The organism is Oryzibacillus soli (genome assembly GCF_051594765.1).
GTDB lineage: Bacteria > Bacillota > Bacilli > Paenibacillales > NBRC-103111 > Paenibacillus_AR.
Genome location: NZ_JBPPGJ010000016.1, coordinates 69,098 through 95,287 on the forward strand (window position 1 = coordinate 69,098; position 26,190 = coordinate 95,287).

Annotated in this window: 17 protein-coding genes; 1 reads left to right on the top strand and 16 read right to left on the bottom strand. The window is 52.6% G+C overall.

The genetic code is table 11. From position 1 onward, the window contains the following. Window positions 1-3: 3 nt before the first annotated feature. The 6 genes from ACSEXW_RS20600 to ACSEXW_RS20625 form a co-directional block, all read right to left on the bottom strand. Window positions 4-1,065, bottom strand: a complete 1,062-nt coding sequence (locus ACSEXW_RS20600) for a hypothetical protein (RefSeq protein ID WP_438448055.1) — start codon at window positions 1,063-1,065, stop codon at window positions 4-6. 122 nt (window positions 1,066-1,187) lie between these two features. Then, window positions 1,188-2,387 carry a DHH family phosphoesterase gene (locus ACSEXW_RS20605; RefSeq protein ID WP_438448056.1) on the bottom strand — a complete coding sequence of 400 codons (1,200 nt, stop codon included), beginning with the start codon at window positions 2,385-2,387 and terminating at the stop codon, window positions 1,188-1,190. Between the two features lie 66 nt (window positions 2,388-2,453). Next, window positions 2,454-3,095 (bottom strand): hypothetical protein, encoded by a 642-nt coding sequence (locus ACSEXW_RS20610; RefSeq protein ID WP_438448057.1) that lies wholly within the window; start codon window positions 3,093-3,095, stop codon window positions 2,454-2,456. Next, on the bottom strand, window positions 3,092-3,871 hold the full coding sequence (gene yaaA / locus ACSEXW_RS20615; protein ID WP_438448058.1) for a peroxide stress protein YaaA: 780 nt from the start codon (window positions 3,869-3,871) through the stop codon (window positions 3,092-3,094). The genes ACSEXW_RS20610 and yaaA overlap by 4 nt, the downstream gene beginning before the upstream one ends. A gap of 45 nt (window positions 3,872-3,916) precedes the next feature. Continuing rightward, window positions 3,917-4,624: a DNA alkylation repair protein gene (locus ACSEXW_RS20620; RefSeq protein ID WP_438448128.1), complete on the bottom strand. Its 708-nt coding sequence runs from the start codon at window positions 4,622-4,624 to the stop codon at window positions 3,917-3,919. Between the two features lie 85 nt (window positions 4,625-4,709). After that, entirely contained in the window at window positions 4,710-5,285 is a 576-nt protein-coding gene (locus ACSEXW_RS20625) for a DUF4256 domain-containing protein (protein ID WP_438448059.1), read from the bottom strand. A 406-nt stretch (window positions 5,286-5,691) separates the two neighbouring features. Here ACSEXW_RS20625 and ACSEXW_RS20630 point away from each other — a divergent pair, with 406 nt between their 5' ends. After that, window positions 5,692-6,267, top strand: coding sequence for a DUF1062 domain-containing protein (locus tag ACSEXW_RS20630; protein WP_438448060.1), 576 nt, complete (start codon window positions 5,692-5,694; stop codon window positions 6,265-6,267). A 53-nt stretch (window positions 6,268-6,320) separates the two neighbouring features. Here the strand turns inward: ACSEXW_RS20630 and ACSEXW_RS20635 are convergent, their stop codons facing one another. From ACSEXW_RS20635 to ACSEXW_RS20680, 10 genes are all read right to left on the bottom strand, one after another. Further along, window positions 6,321-8,471: a transglutaminase TgpA family protein gene (locus ACSEXW_RS20635; RefSeq protein ID WP_438448061.1), complete on the bottom strand. Its 2,151-nt coding sequence runs from the start codon at window positions 8,469-8,471 to the stop codon at window positions 6,321-6,323. 18 nt (window positions 8,472-8,489) lie between these two features. Beyond that, window positions 8,490-9,725 (bottom strand): DUF58 domain-containing protein, encoded by a 1,236-nt coding sequence (locus ACSEXW_RS20640; RefSeq protein WP_438448062.1) that lies wholly within the window; start codon window positions 9,723-9,725, stop codon window positions 8,490-8,492. 20 nt (window positions 9,726-9,745) lie between these two features. Further along, window positions 9,746-10,687, bottom strand: coding sequence for an AAA family ATPase (locus tag ACSEXW_RS20645; protein ID WP_438448063.1), 942 nt, complete (start codon window positions 10,685-10,687; stop codon window positions 9,746-9,748). A 148-nt stretch (window positions 10,688-10,835) separates the two neighbouring features. After that, window positions 10,836-11,999, bottom strand: coding sequence for a DUF4317 domain-containing protein (locus ACSEXW_RS20650; RefSeq protein WP_438448064.1), 1,164 nt, complete (start codon window positions 11,997-11,999; stop codon window positions 10,836-10,838). 93 nt (window positions 12,000-12,092) lie between these two features. Further along, entirely contained in the window at window positions 12,093-12,443 is a 351-nt protein-coding gene (locus ACSEXW_RS20655; RefSeq protein ID WP_438448065.1) for a DUF1048 domain-containing protein, read from the bottom strand. After that, window positions 12,440-12,802, bottom strand: coding sequence for a DUF1048 domain-containing protein (locus ACSEXW_RS20660; RefSeq protein ID WP_438448066.1), 363 nt, complete (start codon window positions 12,800-12,802; stop codon window positions 12,440-12,442). Before ACSEXW_RS20660 ends, ACSEXW_RS20655 begins: the two co-directional genes overlap by 4 nt. Then, on the bottom strand, window positions 12,799-13,107 hold the full coding sequence (locus ACSEXW_RS20665; RefSeq protein ID WP_438448129.1) for a PadR family transcriptional regulator: 309 nt from the start codon (window positions 13,105-13,107) through the stop codon (window positions 12,799-12,801). Before ACSEXW_RS20665 ends, ACSEXW_RS20660 begins: the two co-directional genes overlap by 4 nt. Before the next feature lie 291 nt (window positions 13,108-13,398). Next, window positions 13,399-14,025 carry a hypothetical protein gene (locus tag ACSEXW_RS20670; RefSeq protein ID WP_438448067.1) on the bottom strand — a complete coding sequence of 209 codons (627 nt, stop codon included), beginning with the start codon at window positions 14,023-14,025 and terminating at the stop codon, window positions 13,399-13,401. Window positions 14,026-14,072: 47 nt separating this feature from the next. Then, window positions 14,073-20,189 carry a DUF6531 domain-containing protein gene (locus tag ACSEXW_RS20675; RefSeq protein ID WP_438448068.1) on the bottom strand — a complete coding sequence of 2,039 codons (6,117 nt, stop codon included), beginning with the start codon at window positions 20,187-20,189 and terminating at the stop codon, window positions 14,073-14,075. Window positions 20,190-20,397: 208 nt separating this feature from the next. Further along, window positions 20,398-26,136 (bottom strand): S-layer homology domain-containing protein, encoded by a 5,739-nt coding sequence (locus tag ACSEXW_RS20680; RefSeq protein WP_438448069.1) that lies wholly within the window; start codon window positions 26,134-26,136, stop codon window positions 20,398-20,400. Window positions 26,137-26,190: the final 54 nt, after the last annotated feature.

Consider the following 26,190-nt stretch of genomic DNA (forward strand, 5'->3'; position numbering starts at 1 on the left):
TATCTATTTCGAAGCCGTAATCTCTGCCGGAGCTTCCGTCTCATGCTTCAGCTTCTCAAAAATGGAGGTCACCCCGATCCACCAGTTCGGGTCCTCCGCATAGCGGGTGTTGAGCCATTGGATGGGATGGACGCCGTCCGGACGGCTCCGGCTGATGGTGAGAATGGTCTGGGAGGCGATCCGCGCGGAATCCGCAATGTCCGTGTTGTACGTTTCCCAGCTGTGATGCACATTGAACGGGTTGTTCGCGATCTTCTGCGCCCGTTTGCCGTCCTTAGGCACGTAGCCCTGCTCTTGGCCTGTGATGGCGAAGAGCAGCAGGGGATGGATGTTATGCTCTGCCGCAGCCTGGAGGATCGCGGAAAAATAGGGCTCGTCCCCCAACAGCGACGAGCGGGATTCCAGCCACTTCCGGAGCTTCTCCTCGTCGATCCGGCGGTAGGCGTATTCGGCCGGCAGGATGCCGGGCGAAGCTTGGGCTCCCTCCAGGGCCTTCGACACCGGATCGGATGCCGCCATGGATTGTGGAGCATAAGGCCCCTCCTCCGGCCGAGGCCCAAGCGTTAGCGAAGCCAGTACCAGGAGTGTGCAGGCAGCGGCAGTGATGCGCATCACCCGGCCGGAGCGGATGCCTGCGGTGGGCAGCCGTTCTCCCGGCATATGCTGCAAGATCGCCTGCGGAACAGTCTCCTCCGGCTCCTCTCCGGACAAGGCCGGCGGATGGACCATGAGCTGGTGCTGCTCCGCCCACGCAGTCAGCTTCCGGATGCCGTCCTCCTCCAGCTTCAGCTCCCGGCAGGCCTCCAGCACTTGGCCGGACATCAGGGTGAAGCGCTTCTCCAATCCCGCACGCCGCAGCAGCTCCCGGCGCAGCCGGCCCCGCGTCCGATCATCGAAGTCCGGCAGCTGCCGGTCCACGATCCGGTGCACCGCATCGGCAAGGACCGCCGCCCTCTGGGCAGACGTATACCCGGGATGCTTACGCTCAATATACCGCTTCAGCCTCAATACGGCTGCATCATCCAACAATATCCGTCCGTTCGGATGCTCCAGTGGCATGGTCATCGTTCTTGTATCCGTCCATTTGATCTAGGATACCGTTATTCTACCATATTACGGAAGTCAGGTGTGTGAGAAAGGCAACAAAAGGGCTTCTCCGCGGGCTGTATTCCCTCACCGGAATTCCTTCACCGGAATTCCTTCCTTCCCTCACCCGCGTGCTTCAACAAATATTGGATAAACGCGTCATCGCGGACCAGCCAGGCCGCGTAGCTCCGCTTCACGAACCGCTCCGCTTCCTCGAAGACAGCGAACCCCTGCTCCAAGGTGGCCCCATTCAGATCCACCCTCCATTCGCCTTCCGCTGTGAAGAGGAAGATCTGGTCCTCGTTGCGGTTCGCGAACAAAACTCCGTATGGAGAGCCCTTCATGTTATATTCGTTCTTATGCGCATCCGCCCGAAGCGGGTCCAGGGGGAAGGCCTCCACCACATACCGCCGGAAGGCCTCCTCCGTTAAGGAGCACCCCGCCGCCTTTTGATGACCGCCGCCGCCGTACTTCGCCGCAATCTCCGACACGTCGATATGGTCGTGGACGGTACGGAGGCTTATTTTCTTGCCGCCAACGTTCAGGATGGCGATGTAGTCCAGATGCCGGTATTCCCTGCCCAATTCATGTCCCAGCTCCGAATGGTAGGATTCCGCATGGACGATGCCCACGTATTTGCCCGCCAGCTGGGTCTGGATGACCTCGCGTTTCTTCCGGAGCACGTAGCGCCCGATCTTTTCCTCTTCCAGGTCCAGGATCTTCTGCTCGAACTCATTGAACTCGAACCCTTCCCGGCCCGCCAGTCTCTCCACCATCAGCTCTTCGAAATCATCCAACGAGAGCAGGAAGAACAGATCGTTCAAGCGTTTGGCCCGGACATTCCCCTTCCGTTCCCACTCCCACGTGTCGTACTGCCGGACGAGCTCCACAAATTCCGCTATGGCGCGGCGGGCTTGGAGCAGTCCGTGCTGGACCAGATAGTCATAGAACAAGGAGGTCGCCGAAGCCATCCGCCCATCCTCGTACTCCACCTGGACGGACGCCCAGGCATGGCGGTTCAGATGCAGCGCCGTCTTGTGGTGGTCGAGCAGCCGAACCTTGCCCCCGGACTCGGCATATTCCTGCAGCGCCACTTCATTTGCTTCATTCACCGTCAGGTCGGTAATGAACAGACTCACTTTTTTGCTGCGGTCCCGCGCCTTCTCGAGATACCGGGCCAGCTGCGCGTCAAGCCCCGAGACGGAGTTGTACCGGATATCGACCTTATCGCCAAAAGCGCAGCGGGCTACAATCCCGCACCCGACTGCATCCAGATCATTATGCGTAAATAGCTGTATCATCCCATACGGCCCCTCTACCTGGTTATTCCAACCAGGTTAGGATTACCCGGGAGGGAAGGGTTCCATTCACAGCCGGGACGTCCTTAACCCCAACAGCCGAATCCCAAGCAGGATCAGCCAAGCGGAAGCGAACAGCTGGGAGACGAAGACCCACCCGCCGCTTATGAGCCAGGGATAGGCACCAATCCAATCCAGAACCCCCGCGGCGATGCCCACATAGGCGGTCCACCTGCCGATCGGACTGTTCCGTATGGCCAAGCTGACCAAGAGGGTGGCTCCCCCCAACAGGAGACCCACCGCATGCATCCCCCCATAATAGAGGCTTATGACCAGCTTGTTGAGCTCCGGAGTCAGCTCCAGATCGTACACCGGATATACGAGGCGGCCCAAGATGACGACCAGGACCAGGTAGAGGGGGATGGCGGCCGCGAAGAGACCGCACCCCAACAGGGCAAGAGCGGGGCTCTCTCCTCTCAAGACCCGGTATAAGGCTGCGATAGCGGGGATCAGCGCCAAGGCAGCGAAGAAAAGCAGCTCGTCGGCCATGGCAAGCGGGAACCGCCATTCCGCCACCCAAGCCATCAGCTCGGCATTCGCCGCCGGAGGACGGGGAACCGGCTGTACGAAGAGATACTGGGCGAAGAAGAGGAGCCCTGAGAGGACTCCTGCCGTTCCGCCTATAGCCATAACTCGATCGGTTCGTTTCACTCGTCATTCATCTCCAATCCGGTTGGTTGTTGCGTTCGCTGCAGGAAGACATAGGTGCTCCCGTCCGACCGCTCTTCGGCATATTCGAAGTTCATCCGGTTGAAGGCCTTGACCTCCTCCACGGATTGGACCCCATTCTCCGCCATATAGCGCACCATCTCCCCGCGGGCCATCTTGGCGAAGGTGCTCTTCTCGACCACCTTCCCGTCGATGAGCTGGCCGAATACGCAGGTCACGAACCGGACGTCCCCCTCCACATAGGGGGAGATGCATTTGCTGTATTCCTTGGAGGCCAGGTTCAGGATCACTCGGGTCTCCCGAAACAGCTGGTCCGCCAGTCTACGGCCCCAATAGGCATAGAGCGAGCGGAAGCCGGGTCCGCTCCACTTGGCCTGCATCTCGAGCCGATACGGAACCACGCCGTCCATCGGCCGCAGCAAGCCGTAGAACCCGGATAAGATCCGCACATGATCCTGCAGGTACTCCAGCTCCTTCGTCTGGAACACGCCGGGGGCCATGTACTGGTACTGGATCCCCTCGTAGGCGAAGACCGCCGGGGTTAAACTCCGGTAGAGGTCCATCGTGCGGAACCGATCGAAATTCAACACGGCGATGGCGTCGTTGCAGTTCCAGATCGCCTTCGCTTCCTCATAGCTCAGCTGCCGGAACAAGTCTAGCAGCTTCTCCGCATCCCCGATAAAAGCCGGCAGCTGGCGGCACTCGAAGATCTCGGTGTCCGTCTTCATCTTTTTGGCTGGTGATAGGATGATTCTCATGGTGCCTTCTGTCCTCTCCCTCTCCGCAATCCTCTCTCTATGGCTTCAGCACCGGACGTGCTTGCGCTTGAACCCGATTTGACCTTTGGCTACGGCCTTCTGAATATGGTCGTAAGCGTTCAGGAGGCTGGACGGTTTCTTGTCCCGCTTGATCTCCACGGGCCCTACGCCCTTCGCGGTTTCGACCGCCTTCTTATGGAGCGGCACATAGGACACGCCCACGGTGTAGATAAATTGATTCATGGCAAACTGAGCCCGTTCGGGTGCATCGTGTATCGTTTGCTCCACCCTATCGAGCATCCGGGCGATGCTGCCTTCGTCAAATTCATGATCCTTCCGGTTGCCCAAGAGCCAGCAGTAGCAGCTCCATCCCCCGGACATCCGGAGCTCCTCCCCGCTATCGATCCATCGGTCCGCAACCTGCTGGGCGATATCCGACTCCGCCAGCGTCACCGCAACCACATAATCGGACAGCATATAGAAATAAGCCCCATCCATCCAACGATCATAGTCGGCCGCCGACATGCCCTTGGGATCCGCGATGATCCCGGCGAAGTACATAGCATCGTAATTCCCCGTGGCATAGAGCTGCTCTGCCAGGGGCTGATGGATTCTGATCTTGCGGAACAACGGCTTCATCTCGCCCGTAGCCACGCCGAACAACGGCTCGCGGGCCCCGTTGGACAGGTATATCTTCTTGGTCCGTTCCTTGCCGAGGGCTTCCAGCTCGTTCATCACCCATTCCAGATCCACGGTCAGCACGTCCTTTCCTTCAGGCTCCGGCCATCCGGCCTTCACCTCTCTTATACTACCATTCGGTTTCCTGCAGCGGAAACCTCTATACCTGAAGCGATCCGCGAAACCCTCTCGCAGCATAGTAGGATTCCGCTCCATTGTGGTAGACGAAGACCGTATCATACCGGCGGTCACAGAAGAGCGCCCCGCCTAAGGATCGGATCTTGGCGGGCGTTCGGACCCAGCTTGATGTTTTCATGTCGAAGCTCCCCAGCTCCTGTAAAGCCCGGTATTGTTCTTCCGTCAGGAGCTCGACGCCCATGGCGGCTGCCATATCCATGGCGCTATCCCCCGGTTTATGTTCCTTACGCGATTCCAACGCCTCTCGGTCATAGCAGACGCTTCTTCGCCCTTTGGGACTCTCCGCCGAGCAATCATAGAAGAGGTATTCACCCGTCTGGCGGTCCTGACCCACAACGTCCGGTTCACCGCCCGTTCTCTCCATTTCATGAAGCGACCATAGCTTCCCGGGGTTTGCTTCAAGCCTCGCTTGAATGTCCGTCCATTCCAGCTCCTTATGGCGGTTCCTATTTTTCTCGAAACGAACCTTCAAGATTCCGAGCAGCTCCGTACGCTGCTCCGGAGTCAGCTCTCTGCTGATCTCATTGGGCTTGGTCATATCCTCTTCCTCCTTCATGGGATCCTTCCTTCTTCAACATCTATACCTTCTAAGGTTTGACCATAAATACCTGCTTATAATCCCGCTTGAACATCGGTTATAACCGTTTTTTCCCTGTTCAGGCCCGGCTGTCGGGGGTAAGCTGTTAGCAGGAGAAAGCGAAAGGACGGGTGAAGTATGCCAACGTACCTGTAATGGTTCTGATTCAGCTTGCGCATCACTTTTTTCTTGTTACACCGACAAGGGAGAAGTCTGCCTATGAGGACCATTACGGGGAACGCAGGACATTCTGGACCTCCTTCCTGCGAGGTCGGCAAACCGGAGACCGGTTGGACTCGTTCGGAAGAAATCAGCTTTCTCTATAGCCGGATGACAGCGTTCCTCTATAACGGAGGAATCGCTCACGATGTGTATTACAACCCTGAACGTCACGATCATTCCCCTGGAGACGCCCAAGGCGCTCCGGGCTTGCAACCGCTGCAAGACGGTCACTCCCTTCTACAGCAGCGGCAAATTTCGGGTGAACGCCCAACAGAAGTCCATCGACGTCTGGCTGATCTATAAATGCGAGCGCTGCGACAGCACGTGGAACGTCCCGATTCGGTCCAGAGTCCATACCGGGACGTTGGACCAGGAGCTTCACGTCAAGTGGATGACGAACGACCCGGAGACCGCATGGCAGGCGGCCTTCCGGACGGATTCTCTCCGCAGGATGTGCCATGGCGTCGTCCCCGGCCTGCCCTACCGGCTGGAGCTGGACGGCACGCTCCCCGAGCAGGGGGAGCTGAAGCTTGCGTTGGCATGCAAGTACCCTATCGACGCAAGGCTCGATAAGGTGCTCTGCGACATTCTGGGCCTGTCCCGGAGCCGGCTGGCCCGGTGGGTCGAAGACGGCCGCGTGGTTCCTGAACCGGGAACGGGGCTCCACAGCAAGGTCGCGGAGCGGACGGTGGTAACGGTATACCTTCCGGAAGATCATTAACAGAGAACAGGGGACGCGAATGACTCGCGTCCCCCTTTTTTTATGACCGCTTCCTATCTCACTGCCTTATAACACGCCCGATAATCACGGAATGCGGCATCGACCTCTTCGTCAGACGGCTCCGCATCATGAAAGGCCGCTGCCTCGTAGGCGGCTATCAGTCTCGATACGTCCACTTCGTAGTGCTGAAGCACATCGTCGCGCAGCATACCGGGCGTATACGAATCGACGGGCGTCTCCGCTGCCGCACCGATCATCTGCAGGGTTCGGGTATAGAGCATCAGCACGGTCCCCCGGCCGGACGCATCTCTTGCCTGTCTTCTAAACCGGGCTTCCAGGATCGCCGGAATCACCGACCTGCGGATTCCCCAGCCTAAGAATGCGGATAGCCCGGCCACCCCCAGGACGATGGCCCAGATTCCGGATTTCTCCGCCACCCCCACGCCGCCCGCTGAATCATCAGCCACCGTCGGCTCGAATGACATCCATCCATAACCGGGAATATAAGCCTCCGGATAGGCATGAGAATTGTCGGGCGTGACCTGGTATACCCCCTCTTCATTCCGCTCATGCACCAGGAAGCCTTCTACATACCGGACAGCCAGATGAGCGGACCGGGCCATCAGCATCATTGCGGTGGCATAATCCGAACAAGAGCCCCGCTTGCTCGTAAAAATAAAGTATTCGATATCCTTATGCTCGGCCGGCGGCGTGTAAGACAGATCGTACGTATACCCGTTCTCGTGAAAATACCGTTCTATGGCAACCGCTTTTTCATAGTCTCCGGTCTTGCCTTGAAGGATGCGATCCGTCAGCTCTTGAATTCGTTCCGAAGGCTTATAGCCGCTGTCGGACTGGTAGATCCCTGCAATCCTCGCCTCCTTCACGTAATTCAGGACCAGACTCAGCCCCTCGGTATTCTTGGATCTCTGGAACACCTTGGATAGATCCTCCAGAAACACACGGTAGGCCGCATAGTCAAACCGGTTGGAGAAACCCGCGAATTGCGGAGATTCCCTGAGCTTTTCCCCGCTATAGTAGGTCAGGATGTAGCTCTCACCCGCACTTAGGCGGTCGGAATGTCCAACAAACAGGACCCCCTCCGGATCCTGATAAATCTTCATATACGCGGGGATTCCTTCAATGCCGAAGGTATTCAGCGGATGGGGGATATAAGCGGTAGAGAAGTTCTTATGCGTGATGGCAGCCGTCCGGGGCTCCAGCGTTACATGAGGCAGCTTATCCGCTTGAAGACCGTATTTCCGGGCAAAGGCACTGTCAGCCTGTACCGCCTCTTGAATAAGCTCGAACAGCATGGGACCGTTGAGATTCTTCTCCGTATCCCTCCAGTCGGCTCTGCCGTTGGCCAATTCTTCATTCTTCAGCACCTGCCACGTCAAGCCGTCATAGCGGCCGAATACCTGGCGCTTCACATATAGGGGCTCATCCGCTTGGACCTCGAACAGGACCTGATGATTGTCCTCCAATTGGGCCCCTTCCGGCTTTACGCTGGATTGGCGGCTGAATTCACCCAACTGCTTCGCCGACCCTTTATCGGAGATGGTCTTCAGCACATTATAGGGGGTGGTGTGAGACTTGGGCATGACCCAAGAGAGGGCGAACAGGATCACCGCGATCGCGATCACGGCCTGGTGGTATACCTTCCCGCTTGCGGCTTCGGACCGGTCGGCAAACTCCTGTTTCCGATGGTCGATTACGACGGCGAAGTAGAGGGCGATCATCAGAGCGAGATCCATCGCCGGAACCTGCTTGTGCTGGGAGACCGACAGCAAGGACGGTATGAACAGCAGCATCACAAGAACCACATTCCGATAGCTGACCTTCGTGAAGTAGAATACCGCGGACGAATAGAACCAGCAGGCGCCGGCAAACAACAGGAACAGATACGAATACGAGAGGCTCCCATATTTAATTGCCGTTATAAAATTCCCCTGCGTTGCGGATTCCACGGACGTAACGACGAGGAACAAGGCAGCGTACGCAACGAGAGCCAGGCCATACAGGGCGGACCCGGCTTTACCGCTGCCTCTGACAAAGTCGCAGAATCGGAAGATCCAGGCGTTGAACAGGATGGCAGCGATCGCGGCAACGAAGGCCATGGAGGTATACATGCTTAGCGTCGCCATGACTATGGAGCTGGCGAACAGAATCGGGAAGAGATGTGTCTTGAAGCTAGCCGTCATCGTGCACCATCCGATCGTCTAGGTCGGTATAATCCGTGAAAATTCAAATTGTTCATTGACCAGCCAAGTGTGAGAAGGCGACGCAGAGTAACCCTTCTCCTGCGGCCGGGGAACGACCAGCTGGACTGGCGTCCCGGCTTGCCGCGCTTTATCGGCTAGGCCGGACACATGGGAGTCGAGCCGGTTGGTGAAATAGAGGATGGACTCTCCCCCATAGACCGCTTCGTCAGGCATACGGCCGGCCCTCTGCGGAGCCTCCCGCAGGAAGCGGTATTGGGTAAGCCTATACCGGAAGGTATGGAGATCCTCCTCCGTCTGCAGATGAAACGTCCTCCACCCTCCGTCCATATGATAGAACACCGTACTTTCCAGCCCCTGCTTCATCATCAAGCTCATCATCGCAAGAACGGAAGCGACGATCTTCTCTTCGTCCAATATGGTCTGCAGCCTCGCTTCCCGGGAGTGGACACCATCGCAGGCCATATAGTCGACGACCAGATTCACCCTCCGGCTCGCAACCGGCTCATCCAGCCGGACCATATAGGCATCATGCCTTGCCGAGAGCTTCCAGTTAATCCGTTTGAAGTCATCTCCCGGCACATATTCCCGATGCTCATAACCCGGCTGGCCGGCGAAGTGATGCAGCCGCTCGGGAGGCTCCTGATCTTCATCCAAGCTCGCACCCTGCATCGATTCCTGCAGCAGCTCATTCAACGGAATATCCGGAATGTCCGCAAGAATCTCAACGGTTTCCATAAACAGCTCCTTCTGCTTCGCCATACGAACGGTGTAACGAATGAATCCCATCACATCCGTGGCCTCCAAGGCTTCGATCCCGACCTGAGCGGTACCCCAGATCTTAGCGGTGAACACCCTTGTGACCCTCATGCCACGGTCACTCCCCAGCCCCATAATCAGATCATCCTGCCCCATCGCTTGGACATGCTCGCTCTGGCCATATACGACCCGGAGCAAGGGAAGCGGAAGCACGCCGTTCTGCTTCAGATGAAGCTGCAGGGCGAAGGTATCACCCTTGCTCAAGATCTTGCCGGAGACGCTCCCTTCGATCTGGAGCCCCTTCAGCGCAATCGACGTCCATACGATCGAGAGGACCGGAGTGACGAGCATTAGAATGAAGAAGGTCAGACCCAACCGGATCTCGAAGAACAGAGCATACGCCAGACATACGGCGCAGGATAGGAGATAACCGGTTATGTATTTACGGTTGAAGCTTTTGGCAACGGCATAGCTCATTCTTCCAAGTTCCTTCTCCCTCATGCGGTAGGTACGGGGACTGCCGTATTTCCGAGAATATGACGGATCACGGCCTCCTGCGTCCGGAACACACTTTTGCCCTTGGCCGACAGGATGACCCGGTGAGCCAATACGGAGATGGCGACTTCCTTCACATCATCGGGCGTCACGAAGGTACGGCTGTTGATAAAAGCCATCGCTTTGGCCGCTTTCTGCAAAGCGATGCTTCCTCTCGGGCTCACGCCAAGCTTGATGTTCTCATCGGTTCTGGTCGCATTAACAAGAGCCCATATATATTCCTTGACCAGCGGGTGTACGGGCAGACGCTTGACCTCATCCTGGAGCCGAATGATATCGTCGACATGAAGAACGGGGGCCAGCTTCGCAAGAGGAGGATCCCCTTCGACATTGTCCAGAAGGGACAGCTCATCCTCTTTGCTGGGATAGCCCATCGACAGACGCATGAGGAACCGGTCCATCTGAGCCTCGGGCAAATGTTGGGTGCCGATGGTTTCAACCGGGTTCTGAGTAGCCAAGGTCATAAAGGGCTGGGGAAGGGCAAAGGTCTGTCCGTCGTAGCTCACCTGATGCTCCTCCATGACCTCCAGCAGGCTGGATTGGGCCTTGGGAGAGGCGCGGTTGACCTCATCTGCCAACAAGAAATTGCAGAAGGCCGCCCCTCTCTTGAATATAAATTTCTTGGTTTCCGGGTGAATCATTGTAAACCCGATGATGTCGGACGGCATAATATCCGGAGTCATCTGGATCCGGTTGAACTTTCCTTCAACCGAGCGGGAGAGGGCCGCTACCAGCTGGGTTTTGCCTACCCCCGGAACGTCCTCGATCAGGACATGCCCGTTGCAGAGCAGTACGGTGATCACCCTCTTGATCATGTCCCGCTTGCCGATTATGACCTTCTCCATATTTATGATCAATCGTTCGATTTCACTGTGAATGTTCATTTGGGCTCTTTCCTTTCATTCCCATGTCGTTCTAACACTAATTCTACGCCTCTACAGAAACTCCTTTCATGTGACACAATTCGAGCGGACCCAACACGAAAAACCCTTCCTTAGGCAAGGAAGGGCTGGTGTATATACCGCCATCTGGCTACAGTGTCTCCGTATTCAGCGTAAAGCCTTCGATCACCACATCTTCATCGACCTCGATCATGATGCAGCGTTTCCCTTGATAGTTCACCTGCTTCACATACCTTAGGTCTTGCGGGCTGACCGAAATGGTAGCAACCTTCGTTTCGATCTTGATGGATTTGGACGTGAATTTCGGAATGACGCTGCTCGCTTTCATTTCATAGTTTTTGTCATCGACAACCGCTTGGAACGCCCGCTCCACCCTTTCCGTCGTCACGTCCTCCACGCCGCTCGTCGTGAGCAGCCGTGCCACATCCTTATAATCCAGCTTCGGAGGGGCTTCCTCGTCGTGGGTTTCGATCACCTGGTGGATTTCCTCGTAGACATGGGCGATGGTTGCCGCGTCGAGCTGTTCCCCCACGACCTCCTTCACGATCTCCTCGAAGATGACTCTTTCTTCCTGGGCCGTCACCGTCTTCTCCGCATTCAAGACTTGCTCGATGAAGAGGTGGTTGGGCTCATTGGCTTTCCCCACACAATACAGAATGCGGTTCACATCGGAGTAGTGGTCCGTCACGCTTGGGTAGAAGAACCCTTGCTCCGGCATGCTCAATTTGATAATCGGATCTACGATGACATTGTACTTGAATTCCCTCTCGACATAATCGAAGATGATGGACTTCCGCTGCTGTTCCGTGGAATTCACGCTGCACAGAATGAACGGATGCGCGAACATCTCGTCCTTCTCGCTCTCCTCGGCTTCTTCATTCCGGATCTTGGTCGGCCGGAAGTACTGCCCGCGTACGAATGTAACCACCGTATCCCGTTCATACTTTTGGTTGGCCAGCATCTTCTCGACCAACACGAGCATCAGGTTCATCCACTCTTCCGTGTCGCCGGTCACCAAGCCCTGATGAAGAAGCACCCGCGAGGGCTCCTCCGCTTGCTCTTGGAATTTCAGCTCGAACAGCTTCTGATCCAGTTCGCCGGTCAGCAGTTTCTTGAAGTTCCCCATGTACAGCTCCTGCTTCTCTCTGTCCACCAGGGCGAACGGCTGGCACTCATAATGGTAAATTTCATTGCTATCCTTCGTAATATACACGTTGAGAATATCGAAGACCTTGAGCAGATCATGATCCAGTTTGAACTGCTTGCGAATATGGGCGACTTCTTTTTTTATCATCGTTCGTTATACAGCTCCTAAGCAGTATTGATGGCTTTACCAGTATAAACGATCGAAGCGATGATAGGTAAGGAAAAAAAAAGATAGTCCCCTTTATCTTGGTTTATCCGTGCCCTTTTTCAAGGCCTTGTCAACTTCTTGTTTGACCGATTCTTGATAGATATCGGCGTACGTTTTGGAATCTTGGATGAGACCGTCGCAGAAAGCCGCAACGTCATGGCCCGTCACTTCAAGCACTCCTTTTCCCGAGGCCGCCCCCTCTTCGAACAGATCGACGATCCCCGAGAGCAAGCCCGACTCCTCGGTTAGCTCTACAGGGCCGACCTTGAAGAGATACTTCTGAATCTCTTTATATACAATCTGATAATCCTGCGGGAGCGCTTTGACACGCGCCACGTGAGCCCGCCACTGTTTTTTGCCTTCGAGGATATCTTTTATGCTCATGATTTACCATCCCATTTGCCTAATTTTTTCGCGACATTATGATTGAGCTGCTCGCGCCACTTGTCGCGATAGGTTTTGGCCCCTTCTTCGCCGGCCAGCGCTGAACAGAAGCCCTTGATATCATCGCCCAGTACCTCTTGGACACTCTGGCCGTCCGCCGCCGTTTCTTCCAGCAGGCCAAGCACACCGTCAAGAATAGGCATGAGATTACGACCGGTAAAATTGGCGTGCGGCCAAAGATTCGCGTTGATTTGCTGCCATGCCGCTTGATAATCTGCCGGCAGCATTTTGGCTCGCGCTTCAAAAGCCTTCATTTCTTTAGTCATGTCACTGCCCGTGATTTTTTCCCAGAAATTCATGATTTCCTCTCCTTCAGCTCGCTGATTTTGGATGAGACGAACCCCCACTTATCCCAGAACTTCTGCAATTCCTCGCGCCCTGCATCGTTAAGTGCAAAAAACTTCCGCGGCGGCCCCATATCGGACGGCTTTTTCGTAATTTCCACCAGCTTGTTTTTCTCAAGCCGCACCAGGATGGTATATACTGTCCCTTCCACCACATCCGAGAATCCAAGTGCGTTCAGCCGCCGCGTGATCTCATAACCGTAGGTTTCCTCGTGGCTGATGATTTCAAGAACACAGCCCTCCAGCACACCTTTGAGCATTTCTGTCAGGTTCTCCATGTAAGCTCTCCTTGCTATCTCGTCGACATGTATTCAGTATGACTTACTACATGTATATAGTAACACAGAATAGCCAAGTGTTCCACCGTTATTTTCGATGATCTACAGGTATTTTATGATTCAGATTTTTTGACCATGTAGTGATTGCATAAGAAATAAAGAATTATTTAGTCTCAACGGTAACCACTTCACTTTTTGGTGGAAGGCACATCAAAAATGATGTGAAAAACCACAGGCGAGGGTTAGTCGCCTGTGGTTTAGATAATCTGAATATTAATTCATTCTACTTGAAGTTCCTAACCTGAAATCTATCTCAAATTTTTCTTCAGGTATGCGAAGTTCATCGGTCGTAGACAGTACGTATCGATATGGTTCGTCCGTGGGTTCAAGTTTTACCCAATGATTAATTTTGTTTACCCCAAGTACTGCTATCTTGCTCGTTTGTATACCGACTGGAATGAGCTTCTCCTCTCCCGAACTTATTTCCTTCAGGTAAAGCCGCGCCCGACTGTTCTTTTGAAACAAATTGATTAGATCTATACGATATTCGAACATATTATCTATAGTAATTTTGATTGAGTCACTTTCAACCTTTTCATGCGCCCAACCGTGAGTACTTACACTTTGAATCAGTGCGGATGAGAGTAGCACAGATAATAATATTCCAATAATAACTGGAACATATTGTCCTCCGGTCGTAGGTGTCCAACCTTTTATGAGTAGTATAGTAAATATTAATCCGATCAAAAGAACTGGAATACCGCCTCCCCAAAAAAGTGTAGTTCCGATTATATCCATTCCCCTTTGAAAATATGAGGTTGAACCTAATAGAAACCAAACAAATGATGTAACACTAAATACTATAACTATTATTAATAAAATCCTTAGCCATAGTGGCATGCTCATCCCCCATTGAACTGAAAACACCTGTTAATATCGATTCACTTTTAATTTGATAGGTAGCATTTTGATTGTAGTATTAAAATAGGTTCAATGTACTTCTTCCAGGTGTTTACATTACTATGCATATTTGAGTGAGCTTCAACTTTGGTGCCCGTCTCATTATCCTTTGCGCGTACATTGTCCGCACCCTTAAATTTTCGAGAGGTTGTTGACCCGAACCCCGCATTGAAAATCTTCCATCCAAAATCGTATCCACCCATATCCATTTGAACAATGTCTCTATTATTGTACATCTGAATATGTTGCCCTACTTCTGTATCGAGTTTATATTCCCTCACAGGAGTTGCGACAGTTATTAGGGTATCCACTTTCATTCCCTTCTCAGCCAATAGATTTGTCAACAGAATGGCAACGTTCCCCCCATGACTATGGCCAACTATTCTTATCGGGTCATCAGGATTGTTCTTATGCCACTCATAAACTTCATTTAGTGCCTCTTCTGCCGCCTCCGAACGCGCTTCATCTTTATTCTTACCCGACCAGTTTAATTTACCTGACGTCTCGTTAAATAAATCTTCTACATAAGTAACAAATTCAGGAGTCCATGTATCCCCACTTGAAAAAGTACCATGAATAAGCCACACTTTATGACCCGTTGGGTCCGTATACTTCATTGGATTATTATGCACATAAGTCCAAAGGTTGAGGCTCTGCGGATTCGTAATTTCCCCTTCATACGTATCCTTGCTAATGAACCGTCCGACTCCCGGTAGATAATATCGGGCTTGGGCATACTGCAAGCCTGTCGACCAGTCATACTGGTACCCGGTGTAGCTATAGACATTATTCGGATTGACGACATTCGAGATGATGCTCTTCGGCAGGATCGGCCGACCGAAGGTATCATAGTGATACGTTGCTTTGGAAGAGCCGTCTTCTCCTGTGAGCCGAATGGGGCTGCCGAGATCGTCTTGCAGATAGTACGCCTTTTCCGATTTCTTGGCTACGATGGAGGCCATATCGGCTTGTCTCCACTTGTCCGTACTACTGTGCCAGCTATCTACACTGACCACATCGACTCCATACGTATAACGCTGGGTATCGATGCCTTTGCCATAGACCATAAGCACGTTCTGATACGGCTTCGTTACATCCAGCACATAATTATACTCGATCTTCAACTCCTTGCCTCGGTTGAACCAGCCTAACACCTCTTGCTCGTTGCAATCCTTGTCTTCCCTGATCCCAAGTGTCAAGACATTGACTTTCGTGTCCGGGAGCTTGAAGCCTGGCTTGGGAAGCTCCACCGTCATTTTTACCCGTCTTCCGGCACCGTCGTACGTGTAGTTCGTCTTCAACCCCAGCATGTTATCCGCTTGTACCAGTCGATTCGCCGCGTCAAAGGAATATTGGCTTACCACTTTCCCGTTCATCTTGGTCTTCGTCAGGTTACCGCGCGAATCATATTCCATTTGCGTCGTTTGCAGCGTGTTCTCTTTGCCGAACAGACCGGGGATTTTGGCCGTGAGCTCTACAAGCTGATTGTCTGCGTCATATCTATAATTTTGCGAACCGATCAGCATGCCCAGCACCCGGTTTTCCTGCCTCAGCCGATTACCCGCCGTGTCATAGAAAAACTTCTCCTGCGATTTATTCGGCTTCGTGATCTCGGTCAATTGGTTCAACGGATCATACTTATATTGGGTCGTTCCCTGATCTTCATCGAACCAATCCAAGATGCTGTCGCGCATCTCCTGACGGTCCACCTTCGTCTTATTGCCCACTGCGTCGTAGGTATACTTGAATTCGTCCGTGGTCTTCCCCTTAGGGTCGGAATTCTTCAAGGTAACCAGACGGGACAACGCATCATATTGGTATACGGTCTTATGCCCGTTCGGCATGATCTGTTGAACGAGGTTTCCGACCGCATCATACGTATAGGCCGTCGTCTTTTTCTGTGCATCGGTTACGCTCGTAAGCCGGCCCTTAGCGTCATACCCGTAAGTAACCACACTTCCGTCGGGATATTGAATCGATTGCTGCTCGCCGGTTATCCCCCAGGTGTATGCAGTGAGCTTGTTCTCGTAGTCCTTCACCTTACGCACTCGGCCTAGCGCATCCAGCTCATACTCCGTCTTACCAAGGGAATCCTGCATGCCAATAACTTGATTCAGGGCATTGTAGCTGAATTCGACCTGCTTGCCGTCCTGATACGTGATTTTCTTCAAATTATACACCGGATCATAAACATAAGCTGTCGTCAGCTGGTCTTCATCAGTCCGGGAGAGGAGATTACCAACAGCATCATAGCGATATACGGTCACCTTGTTGGTTGGAGACCGCTTCTCCACTAATAACCCTCTGCGATCATACGTGTATCGGGTTACTTGCTCCGATAATCCACTCTGATACCCCGTTGCATTCTTGGGCAGCTTCATCTCATCTATCGTTTCTTGGGTGACCCCGACGAACCGGTGCACTTCTGTCAGATTCCCTACTGCGTCATAACCATAAGTGGTCTTGCCGCCTAACGCGTCCGTTACTTGGCTCAGCCTGCCCAGCACGTCGTAGTGGTAGATCGTCTTGCTGCCGTTTTCGTCCGTGACGGAAGCCACTTGACCGGTCTTGGTATAATCCACTTTCTTAACGCCACCTAAGGCATTCTTCACCGCTACGACCCGATCCCGGTTGTCATACGTATAGGACGTGGTATTTCCTTTGCCGTCCACAGCTTGGATCATGTTGCCGTTCTTATCGTAGGCGAAGCGTTCGGTCGTTCCATCGGCATGGGTGATCATGGTTACATTACCGTTGGCGTTATAATCCAGTCGGGTAACCGCACCCTTGGCATTCGTAACCGCGGCTACGCGCCCACGAAGATCGTAGGAGTACGAGGTGGTACCATAGACGGCATCCGTAACGCTTGTCAATTGTCCGGCTTTGTCATAGGTATATGCGGTCGTTCCGTTAAGGGCATCCATCACCTTTTGAATCTTTCCGTCGTATCGATATTCGTAGGTGGTAGAAGCCTTATTAGCCGCCACGGCCTGCATAAGACGGTTTAGCGCATCATAACGGTACTCGGTGCTGTTTCCATAAGGATCCGTCTGTTTCGTGAGATTCCCATTGGCATCATGGACGTAGGTGACCGCATGACCCATAGGGTCGGTAACCTTTACAAGCTGATTCGCATCGTTGTACTCGTAGAGGACCGCACCACCGTCCGCTTGGGTCACTTTGGAGATGTTCCACATGCTGTCATACTCATACTTGATGGACCCATTCAGCGCATCTTGCTTCTCCACGAGCTTGTTCATGCTGTTGTATTTATATGTGATTGCAGCTCCGTTCTCATTCGTCTCCTCAATCAGCAGCCCTCTCTCATCGTACAAGGCCGATCGGGTGGAGCCATCCGGATTGGTGACCTTCATGACTTTTCCTTTGGGGGTGTACTCATACCGGATACGATTCCCCTCGGGCTTGGTCACAGCAATTACCCGATTCAAAGAATCGTATTCGTATGTGGTCTTATTGCCCAGGGGATCCACCGAGGCAATGAGGTTCCCCTTGTCGTCATACTGAATGCTTGCTGCGGATCCATCTGGGTTCGTGGCCTTTACCGGAAGACCCTTTTCGTTATATTCCATCTTAACGGGACGACCCAGGGCATCCATAGCCGTCGTCAGGTTGCCCATGGCGTCGTATCCGTACGTGTAGGTGCTGTTATCCGGGTACTGGATGGAAACGACCTGATTATGGCCGTCATATTGGTATTGAGTTACTTCCCCTAACGGGTTGGTCTCCTTCGTGATATTCCCGTTACCGTCATACTCATAATGATAGGTATGCCCCTTTTTGTCCGTAAAGGATGTAACCTGGTTATGATCGTTAAAAGTAAGCTTCTCTGTCCCGTTGACGTACACTCGCTCATAAATCCGATATTGCTGATCTCTCTTATAGATAATCTGGATGCCATTCCGCTGTGTGAGAGTGGATTGCAGCTGAGCATCATCATAAGAGAAGGCATTCGTTGTCCCGTCCGCCATTGTCTGGAATGTGGTCCGATCCTCGTCGTCGTAGACATTAATGATCTTCGTAACGTTCAGAGGATCCAGGATATGAGTGAGCCTGGATTTAGAGTCGTAGCCATAGGATAACGTATGGCCTTCCACATCGCTGTAGGACATGAGCATGCCATCGGCATACTTATATTCAACGAAGCGACCTGCCCCGTCTGTGATCCTGCTAAGAAGACCATTGCTGTAAGTGAATGCAAGCAACCCGCTATCCGTCTGAACACGAGATATTCTTCCGCTGTCATAGGTAATGACGGTACGATGACCTTTCATGTTCTCGATTGCGGTCAGCTTGCCTTCTTGAGAAAATTCATATTTGGATTGGTTCGTAAGAGTTAGCCTATAACCGCCCTCTCGCAGCTCCTGCAGCTTCCCGTACTTTCCAGGCATCGGGGCATAGGTACCATCGGCTTGTGGCGTGAACAGCTCCGCGTGCCCATCCTCGAATGTGACCGTTACTTTTTTATCCGCTGCCTTCAGTAAGGTGATCTCGTAATTATGATGCCAATTCGTACCCAAGACTCCTTGCCAACGGTCGATCGAATTGTAAAATCTTTGGAATGACAAGGGCTGGTACCCTTGTACAGCAATGTCCTCATGGTCATAAACAAAGTTTCCGGTTGCAGCGTTGACCGGATCTTCTACAGCGACAGAGGTTCCGTTCTTGAAATCCTCCAATCCGGCTCTATACCTCAGCGTGTCGGTAACGGCAAGAGCCGGAACGGTGAGCACTCGGCTGACCGTCTTGGTATCGGCGTTATCCGCACGAACGGCAACCGAATAGATGAACGTTCGCTCTTGGTCGGAGGGCTGGTTAATGTAGACCTTCCAGGATACTTGTCTTTCTTGACCGGAGGGACTGAGACTTCCCAGATCGATCTGTTCCTGCCCTTGAGCCAGAGAAAGTCCGTCCGGCAGAATAATTCCCGCCCGTACCTGATTAGCGGTGGCAGCTCCGTTGTTCATAATATAAGCGGTAACGGTGAACGGATTGGGCATATAGCTGTTCTCGGCTGTCGCAACGCTGCTGGCACCTGTTAAGCTTACGGCAAGTGGCGGCTTGAGATCCTGCGTAAATTCGCTCAGCCCATAATAGGTGACATACTCTTGTGTTTCTCCGGCTTGCAGCGTCTCCGGTTCCCAGATGACATTGACGGCACTATCGCCATTGCTCAGCCCAGGGTTGACCGTGTACCCCCAGGCTGTGTCATACACCCTTCTCCAGTTGGTGAATTGGATCTTGTCTGGCTTGTTGACCGATGATCCGGTCAGCGTTCCTTGTGAGATAACCGACGGATTCGTCAAGCTGTCGAACGCTTGCCAATACTCCGGAACATGGTCTCCCGTTAGTTCCAGCTCATTCGTCACCGCACCGATGCCGGGAATCCGGAAAGGAGCCGCATCATTGCCGCCCAACATCGTATCCAGCATAACTCTTACGCCGGCACTGTGGGAAGCCGAGCCTTTATTGGTCAGGATATACTTGATTTGAACCGTGTCCTCCCGGTCTGTCGCCCCGTTCTTGACAAGACTCAGTACTTGCTTGATGCTGACATCTCCATTCTGAAGCTCGGCCGTACTGGTCATTCCGTTCTGATCGAACCGTGGTGTTCCACTAAAAACGACATTCGTCCCATCCAACCGAATGGTTGTATAGGAAGTGCTCGGACTCGGATGTCCATAAAGCATATTCATTCCATTATCATTCGGGTTAGCAGGATTCCCACCCGTGGTGCCCATCGTGAACCGTCCGTTGCTTGCTACCGCATACTCAATCGATTCGTTGGACATCCGATTATCGGATACAGCAGTCATGGACCTTAAGGCGCGGGCTTGTGGCGCTGATTTGGTGTAGCCCATCTTCCACTGATCATACTCCAACGTGTTCACGTCGGGTGTCGCCGGTTGATAGACGTTGGCCGTCACTCCCATCCCATTCGAACCGATCGGACTTGCAAGCGGTGTAAGATCACCACGCGATACATCTGCAAGCGGGAGGTTGGAGCCCGCGAATGATACCGGCAGGGCGGTTTGGAGGAGTAAGGATATCCCCATCAGACCGCTAACAATCGTTTTTCTAATCATGAACAAACCCCTTCTATGAATAATCATTCTTCCCTGGATACTTGGTTAGTGGCATCCATAAGACACATTTCGTAATGCTACCACATCCTGTATCAACCGACCATAATGCACCTGTTGTAATACAAGCCAACCATATTGCAGTAGGAAAGCAAAAAAAAGCCGCGGGATCCCAGGCAGAGAACACCTGAAATTCCTGCGGCTATTCACACTAAATCAACCCGGATTTTTGCAAAAGCCTCCTTACGATTACGGCAACCTCCGCACGGGTAATGTTGTTTTTGGGTGCCACCAAATTGCCATCCCGGCCGGTAACGATTCCTGCTTTCAGGCAGGTTGCAATACTGGATTTCGAATATTCGGCAGAATAAGCGGCATCCTCATAGGCAGAAAGCAGCTTCTCCGCCTCAATCGGATTAAGCTCCACTTTCAATCCCGTGAGCTTCATCGCTCTAGCTGCCATCGTCATAGCCTGCTCACGTGTAATTCGATCCTCGGGCCCGAATGTACCGTTTTCGTAACCGTCAATAATCCCGTATTCGTAAGCAATGGCTGCTGCATCGTAATACCAGTTGTCCTTGGTCACATCACTGAAAACATCCTTGCCGGCCCCCTGCCGCATCAGCCCAAGTCCTTTGACGAGTATTGCGACAAATTCCGCACGTGTAATGTCCCTGTCGGGCTCAAATCTTCCATCCCCGATGCCATCAATGACCAGTCTGGAGCCCATATCATGGATCTCTTCCTTCGCCCAATGCGTATTTACGTCTGCAAAGGACCTGGGGCTCGATATGACCGAATAGGTGCTGTTGGTCAAGCTGTTGATTTTGGCTACGTATTTTCCGTCAATGAGGGCGATGGCCGTAGGCACGTGGGAGAATGTCCCGTCGGCATGAAGTACAATGCCTGTCGTAATCTTGCCCGGATCGACTTCATCCGGTATCGACAGGGTTCTTTCTACATAATCGTGAAATGCTGAGACAATCACCGTTTTGCTGCCATTGGTGCATGTAATTTCGAACTCAACCGGATTAACGACCATCAGGTAACCCTTTTGCTTGGCGGTGTCTTGAACCATCTTTACCGTCTGAGACGAAGCCGCAGTTACCGTAATATTCACTTTAATATTCCGCAGCGCTTCCTCCGCCCCCATCTTCTGGGACACGGCGTCCATATTGATCTGTGCGGCGGGGAGTGCATACGTTGCATTCTCCGTCTTAATTTCCATCACGATTTCCTTGTCTTCCATCGCTTTAATCATCTGTCCGGTCCATTCAACGATTACCTTATCGGATGGTGTATGTACCGGAATGGTGATCGTCGCGCCTTGCTTTTCCTGCGACAGCTTCTGTTCCCATTTGCCCGAGTCGATGGTAACCGTCGTGACGGTCTTACCGTCTTCTTGAACCGTCGTGGCCGAACCAACTCCGTTTACTGGTGTACCCATTCCTACATTGCCCGATGCCGGTGTCGGAGGTGTGCTCTCGCTGCCGTTATCCGGTGAAGGAGCATGAACGATCAACATTGCGGTTTTGGTATCGGTTGTACCATCGACCCACGCCGACCCATTCCAGCTTTGCTTCTGGAACGTTGCCGTAACGGTGTAATGGCCTGCTGATGTCGTCGTGTAAGGGGAGGAATACCGCTGTTGATTCCCTGCAAATACTCCCGATTTCCCAGTCTCTGTAGAGCTCCATGAAACCGGATAGTACCTTTCCTCACCCAAGATGGTTCCAGCTTCGTTCTGTCTGTCACCTACTGCGATGATGGTTACTGTACCACCCGCGGTTATGCTGGATGGATTCAGCGTAAGCGTGTTGTGATCAGCAAGGGCGGCAGGCGGCATATCTACGTTCAGGGCTGCGGAGATGCTGTCCGTTTCGCCGTTCATCCAAGACGTTCCGTTCCATACCTGCTTTTGGTAAGTGGCGGTTATAGTGAAGCTACCTGCTTGAGAGGGGATATAAGCGGCTTGGTACACTTGTCCCGTAACGGTAAATATCCCCGATTTGCCTGCTTCAGTGGAGCTCCATGCTACCGGGTAATATCTTTCGTCGCCGATGATTGCCGGTGCCATGTCTTGCCTGAAGCCTACCGCCGTTATAGTAACGGTCTGCCCCACCACTGCACGGCTTGGGTGAATGCTTAAGCTGTTGCCAGTATTATGATCTGGAGCATATACCTGCAGGGTTACTGTCTTGGTGTCTGCCTCGCCGTTAACCCAGGAAGCTCCATCCCAGCTCATCTTCCGGAATGTTGCCGTTACGACGTATGTTCCCGCTTCCCCAGCAGTATAGCTTGAGGTGTACGCTCCATCTGTCTCATTCCAGACAAAGCTGCCGTTCCTGCCATTCTCCGTTGACGACCAGGTTACAGGGATAAACCTTTCATCTCCTGCAGAGGAGCCGTCTGCGGACTGTCTGTCACCTGCAGCCGTTATCGTCACCGTATCACCTGCCGCTATTCTGCTGCGGTCGAGAGTGATGGTGTTGTTGGATGCATGGGCCTTGTGGGAATCGGCACGAGTAACGTTGATCGTCAATTGCTTTTCCACATACAGTCCGCCAGTGTCCGTGCTTCTGACCCGAATGCTGTAGCTGTTTTGTGTGTCGTAGACGAGTGAAGTCACGGTCTGCAGCGTATTCCCGGAGAGGGTGAAGCTAGCATTGCCGGTATCTCCGGCTCCTCCAGCCAGCGTATAAACAAAGGTCTCTCCCGCATCCGAATCGATGGTGGATAATGTACCCACCGTGCTGCCTACAGCCTTATTCTCAGCTATGGTGTTAGGGGCAAGCAAGATGTCCGTAGGTGCCTTATTCATTCCCGCGACCATTACTTGATCGAACGCTGCATCCACAGATGTCGTCCTGAACCCGATTTTCCCTTCTGTTAATTCGGACACAGGATTTGTCCATTCTAATTTGGGTTCCCCATCCACATAACCTTTCACTGTATTCCCTTGCACGATAACTTTCAGCGTATACCATTGCTTTGCAACCGATTTCAAAGGGGTGCTGGATACACTGGTCATGGTCCCATTTACACATTTGTACAACTCCAGCCTTTGATTGGATGAATTCATCCGATACATATAAAAATTCTTTGAATCCTGCACCCTGAAGACCAAGCCTGCGTTGGCATTGGTTATCGGCACCTTCACTTTGGCTTCATATACATAATCCGTCCACGAATCACCGGCTGTAATGAGGGCTGTGGTATTCGCCTTCTGGACCAGGGCTTTCGTGTCATCAGCGGCTACGCTCCAGGAACCCCCGGCAGAGGTCCATCCTGCCGAATTTCCATCTTCATAATCATCGCGGAACAGGACGGCATTCGGGTTGGAATCTACGGGTGTTTCATCCTGATCGGTGATCTGGATCGTAAAGCTCTTCTCATCATACAGCCCGCCCGAATCCGTGCTCCTTACCCGGATACTATAGCTGTTTTTGGTTTCGTAATCCGGTGCGTTACGGAGAATCAGGGTATTTCCCAAGAGCGTGATGGAGAAGCTGCCGTTGTCCGCATCCCCTTCTCCTGGAGTCAGTACATAAGAAAATGTATCTCCCGCATCGGCGTCGGTAGTGGAGAAGGTTCCGACAACGCCTCCCGCAGTCGTGTTCTCCGCTACGCTGTGATGGGACAGCGTAATATCCGTAGGCGATTCATTGGCTGCCGTGACGACAGCATCGTCAAACAGAACCTTGGCCGAGGTGGTACGGAATCCGATTCCTCCTGCGGTTAATTCTGTTACAGGATTCGCCCAGTTTGTTTTTAATTCCCCGTCGACATAACCTTTGACCGTATTTCCTTTGACAATCACTTTAACCGTATACCACGTCTTCACAGGCGTGAAAGGAACATCGGATACAAGAGTCATTGTTCCCGCAACCGATTTGAACAGCTCCAGCTTCTTCGTCTTCGCATTGATCCGGTACATATAGTAGTTGGTTTCATCCATCACCCGGAAGGCAATGCCTGCATTTTCCTCTCCGTTAGCGAACGGCATCTTCAATTTGGCTTCATAGGTATAATCCGTCCATGACGCACCGGCGTTGGCGGTAATGAGGGATGTCTTATTCTGGTTCCAGCTGGACAGAACTTTATTCGCGCCGTCCTCGGGCACCGTCCAGCTGCCTGTAGCAGTCGTCCATCCCGCGGTATCTCCATCTTCGAAATTGTCACTGAAGATTGAGGGTGGAGAATTGGCAATGACTAAGCCGCTCACATTGTCATTCTTTACGGCTGCCTTCAGGTCAGTCAGGCTTTTCGCCAGCTTGCCTTTCACATACACATCCGTGAACGTTACTCCGTTCACCATCCCGCCTTTGGTGGGATTCCCTTGAATCGGGGATTCTCCTCCTGTATCGCGGACATTGATATTCTTGAGCAGGATATTGCTTACATCGCCGGATGTGCTGGTGGATATTCTCAACCAATAATTGCCGAATTGATTGATGCCCACCCGTTCGATATCGATGTTCTCAAAGGTAACATCCTTGGCATAGCCCTCCACTGGAAGCGGGTTTTCGGAATAAGCATGATCCACAAGCAGCGCCCTGGCGCTTTGGTACACATACGAATTCCGAATGGTGACGCCGATCTGGGCTGTACATATGCCCATGCCAAGCTTGAAGGCAGCGCAGCGGGTCCAGGCCAGACAGTCGTCAAAAACTACATTTTCCAAATGCTCAATTGCACCCGGCCAATCCTTGGACATCCCTTTTTGCGGCCAGGTTTTGGTGGAGAAGGTATCATCGTCCGAGATGGCGATGCCATGTTTAACCAGAACATTCTGGCTCTCATTAATATCAATGGCGTCATCCTCAAGGACATGCAGGTCCTGGAAGCCCTTGTAATTGGTTATCTTTACGTTGTCCGAACGAACCACCAGAAACGCCCAGAAGCCGCCGTCCCTCAAGATCAGCCCGTCAAAGGTAAAGTGGCTGGTTGCAATCGGTACCAAAAGATTATTGATGAAGCCTTCCCCGTTCTTGTGCTGCCGCTCCTCCGGCACCCCTTCGGTCCGAGGCGGATTTACCATTTTACGTTTCCGCATCTCCACCCCTTTGCCGTCGATGGTGCCGCGTCCCCGCACGGTAATATTCTCAGAATTGATTTCCGTTCGGATAAAATACGTTCCATCCGAGATCGAATCCTTCCGGAAGTCATTGCGGTAGTCTTCCCCTCTGCCTGTGCCGACAATGACGGCACCACCGGCCAGATAGAAGGTCACATTGCTTTTTAAGGTCAGATTGCTGCTGGTGTAGACTCCGGCGGGAATATATACAATGCCTCCTCCGGCTTGATGGGCGTCATCAATAGCCTTCTGAATCGCATCCGATGCCATGGTAGCCCCTGAGCTATCCGCATTGTACGGCGCATCCGTCACATTGTAGATTCCAGGTCCTGAGGATGCGGGAATGTCCGTCTCCAACGGATCGGCCGCGATGACGAGCCGTTTCCTCCTCTTCAACGGGTCACTTTCATCCGGGTTTTCATTCGGATCTTCATTGATATCCACGATCACATAAGTAGAAGTGGAAAGCGTGAACGTCAGCTTGTTTCCATCCACCGTACCCTTGATGTTTTTGGCCATTGGACTGATCGAATATGAGGTAATGGGCTGGTCGGCCGTAACCTCGATGCTGACTGTCCCGGCAAAGGAAAATTGAGCATAATCATAGTCAGGCAAATATTTGATAACTGGAACCGCTTCATTATCCACCTTCAATGAAAATATGCTGGATGCCGTATAGATGGAGGGCATAGGATAGTTCTGAACCGTTGCAGTTCCATCCGCTGTCTGTGCCAGCGAAGCTGCATCCTCGGCACCCATGGTAGAGACAGAGTAAGTCTGAATGTATTCGGCCGCATCGGCTGCCCGGGGTATAAATCCTGTAACCAATAAGGCAATCAATAACAATAACGTCGTTCCTTTTCTTGTAAGCAAATTTACAATCCCCCTCATCTTTGGTTATCTGCACCATTATCTTAATCCTTGGCC

What these genes read in the sequence shown, in the direction of transcription:
- ACSEXW_RS20600 (WP_438448055.1), bottom strand. Translation starts at nt 1,065, where the DNA reads ATGACCATGCCACTGGAGCATCCGAACGGACGGATATTGTTGGATGAT.
- ACSEXW_RS20605 (WP_438448056.1), bottom strand. Translation starts at nt 2,387, where the DNA reads ATGATACAGCTATTTACGCATAATGATCTGGATGCAGTCGGGTGCGGG.
- yaaA (WP_438448058.1), bottom strand. Translation starts at nt 3,871, where the DNA reads ATGAGAATCATCCTATCACCAGCCAAAAAGATGAAGACGGACACCGAG.
- ACSEXW_RS20625 (WP_438448059.1), bottom strand. Translation starts at nt 5,285, where the DNA reads ATGACCAAGCCCAATGAGATCAGCAGAGAGCTGACTCCGGAGCAGCGT.
- ACSEXW_RS20630 (WP_438448060.1), top strand. Translation starts at nt 5,692, where the DNA reads ATGTGTATTACAACCCTGAACGTCACGATCATTCCCCTGGAGACGCCC.
- ACSEXW_RS20635 (WP_438448061.1), bottom strand. Translation starts at nt 8,471, where the DNA reads ATGACGGCTAGCTTCAAGACACATCTCTTCCCGATTCTGTTCGCCAGC.
- ACSEXW_RS20640 (WP_438448062.1), bottom strand. Translation starts at nt 9,725, where the DNA reads ATGAGCTATGCCGTTGCCAAAAGCTTCAACCGTAAATACATAACCGGT.
- ACSEXW_RS20645 (WP_438448063.1), bottom strand. Translation starts at nt 10,687, where the DNA reads ATGAACATTCACAGTGAAATCGAACGATTGATCATAAATATGGAGAAG.
- ACSEXW_RS20650 (WP_438448064.1), bottom strand. Translation starts at nt 11,999, where the DNA reads ATGATAAAAAAAGAAGTCGCCCATATTCGCAAGCAGTTCAAACTGGAT.
- ACSEXW_RS20655 (WP_438448065.1), bottom strand. Translation starts at nt 12,443, where the DNA reads ATGAGCATAAAAGATATCCTCGAAGGCAAAAAACAGTGGCGGGCTCAC.
- ACSEXW_RS20660 (WP_438448066.1), bottom strand. Translation starts at nt 12,802, where the DNA reads ATGAATTTCTGGGAAAAAATCACGGGCAGTGACATGACTAAAGAAATG.
- ACSEXW_RS20665 (WP_438448129.1), bottom strand. Translation starts at nt 13,107, where the DNA reads ATGCTCAAAGGTGTGCTGGAGGGCTGTGTTCTTGAAATCATCAGCCAC.
- ACSEXW_RS20670 (WP_438448067.1), bottom strand. Translation starts at nt 14,025, where the DNA reads ATGCCACTATGGCTAAGGATTTTATTAATAATAGTTATAGTATTTAGT.
- ACSEXW_RS20675 (WP_438448068.1), bottom strand. Translation starts at nt 20,189, where the DNA reads ATGATTAGAAAAACGATTGTTAGCGGTCTGATGGGGATATCCTTACTC.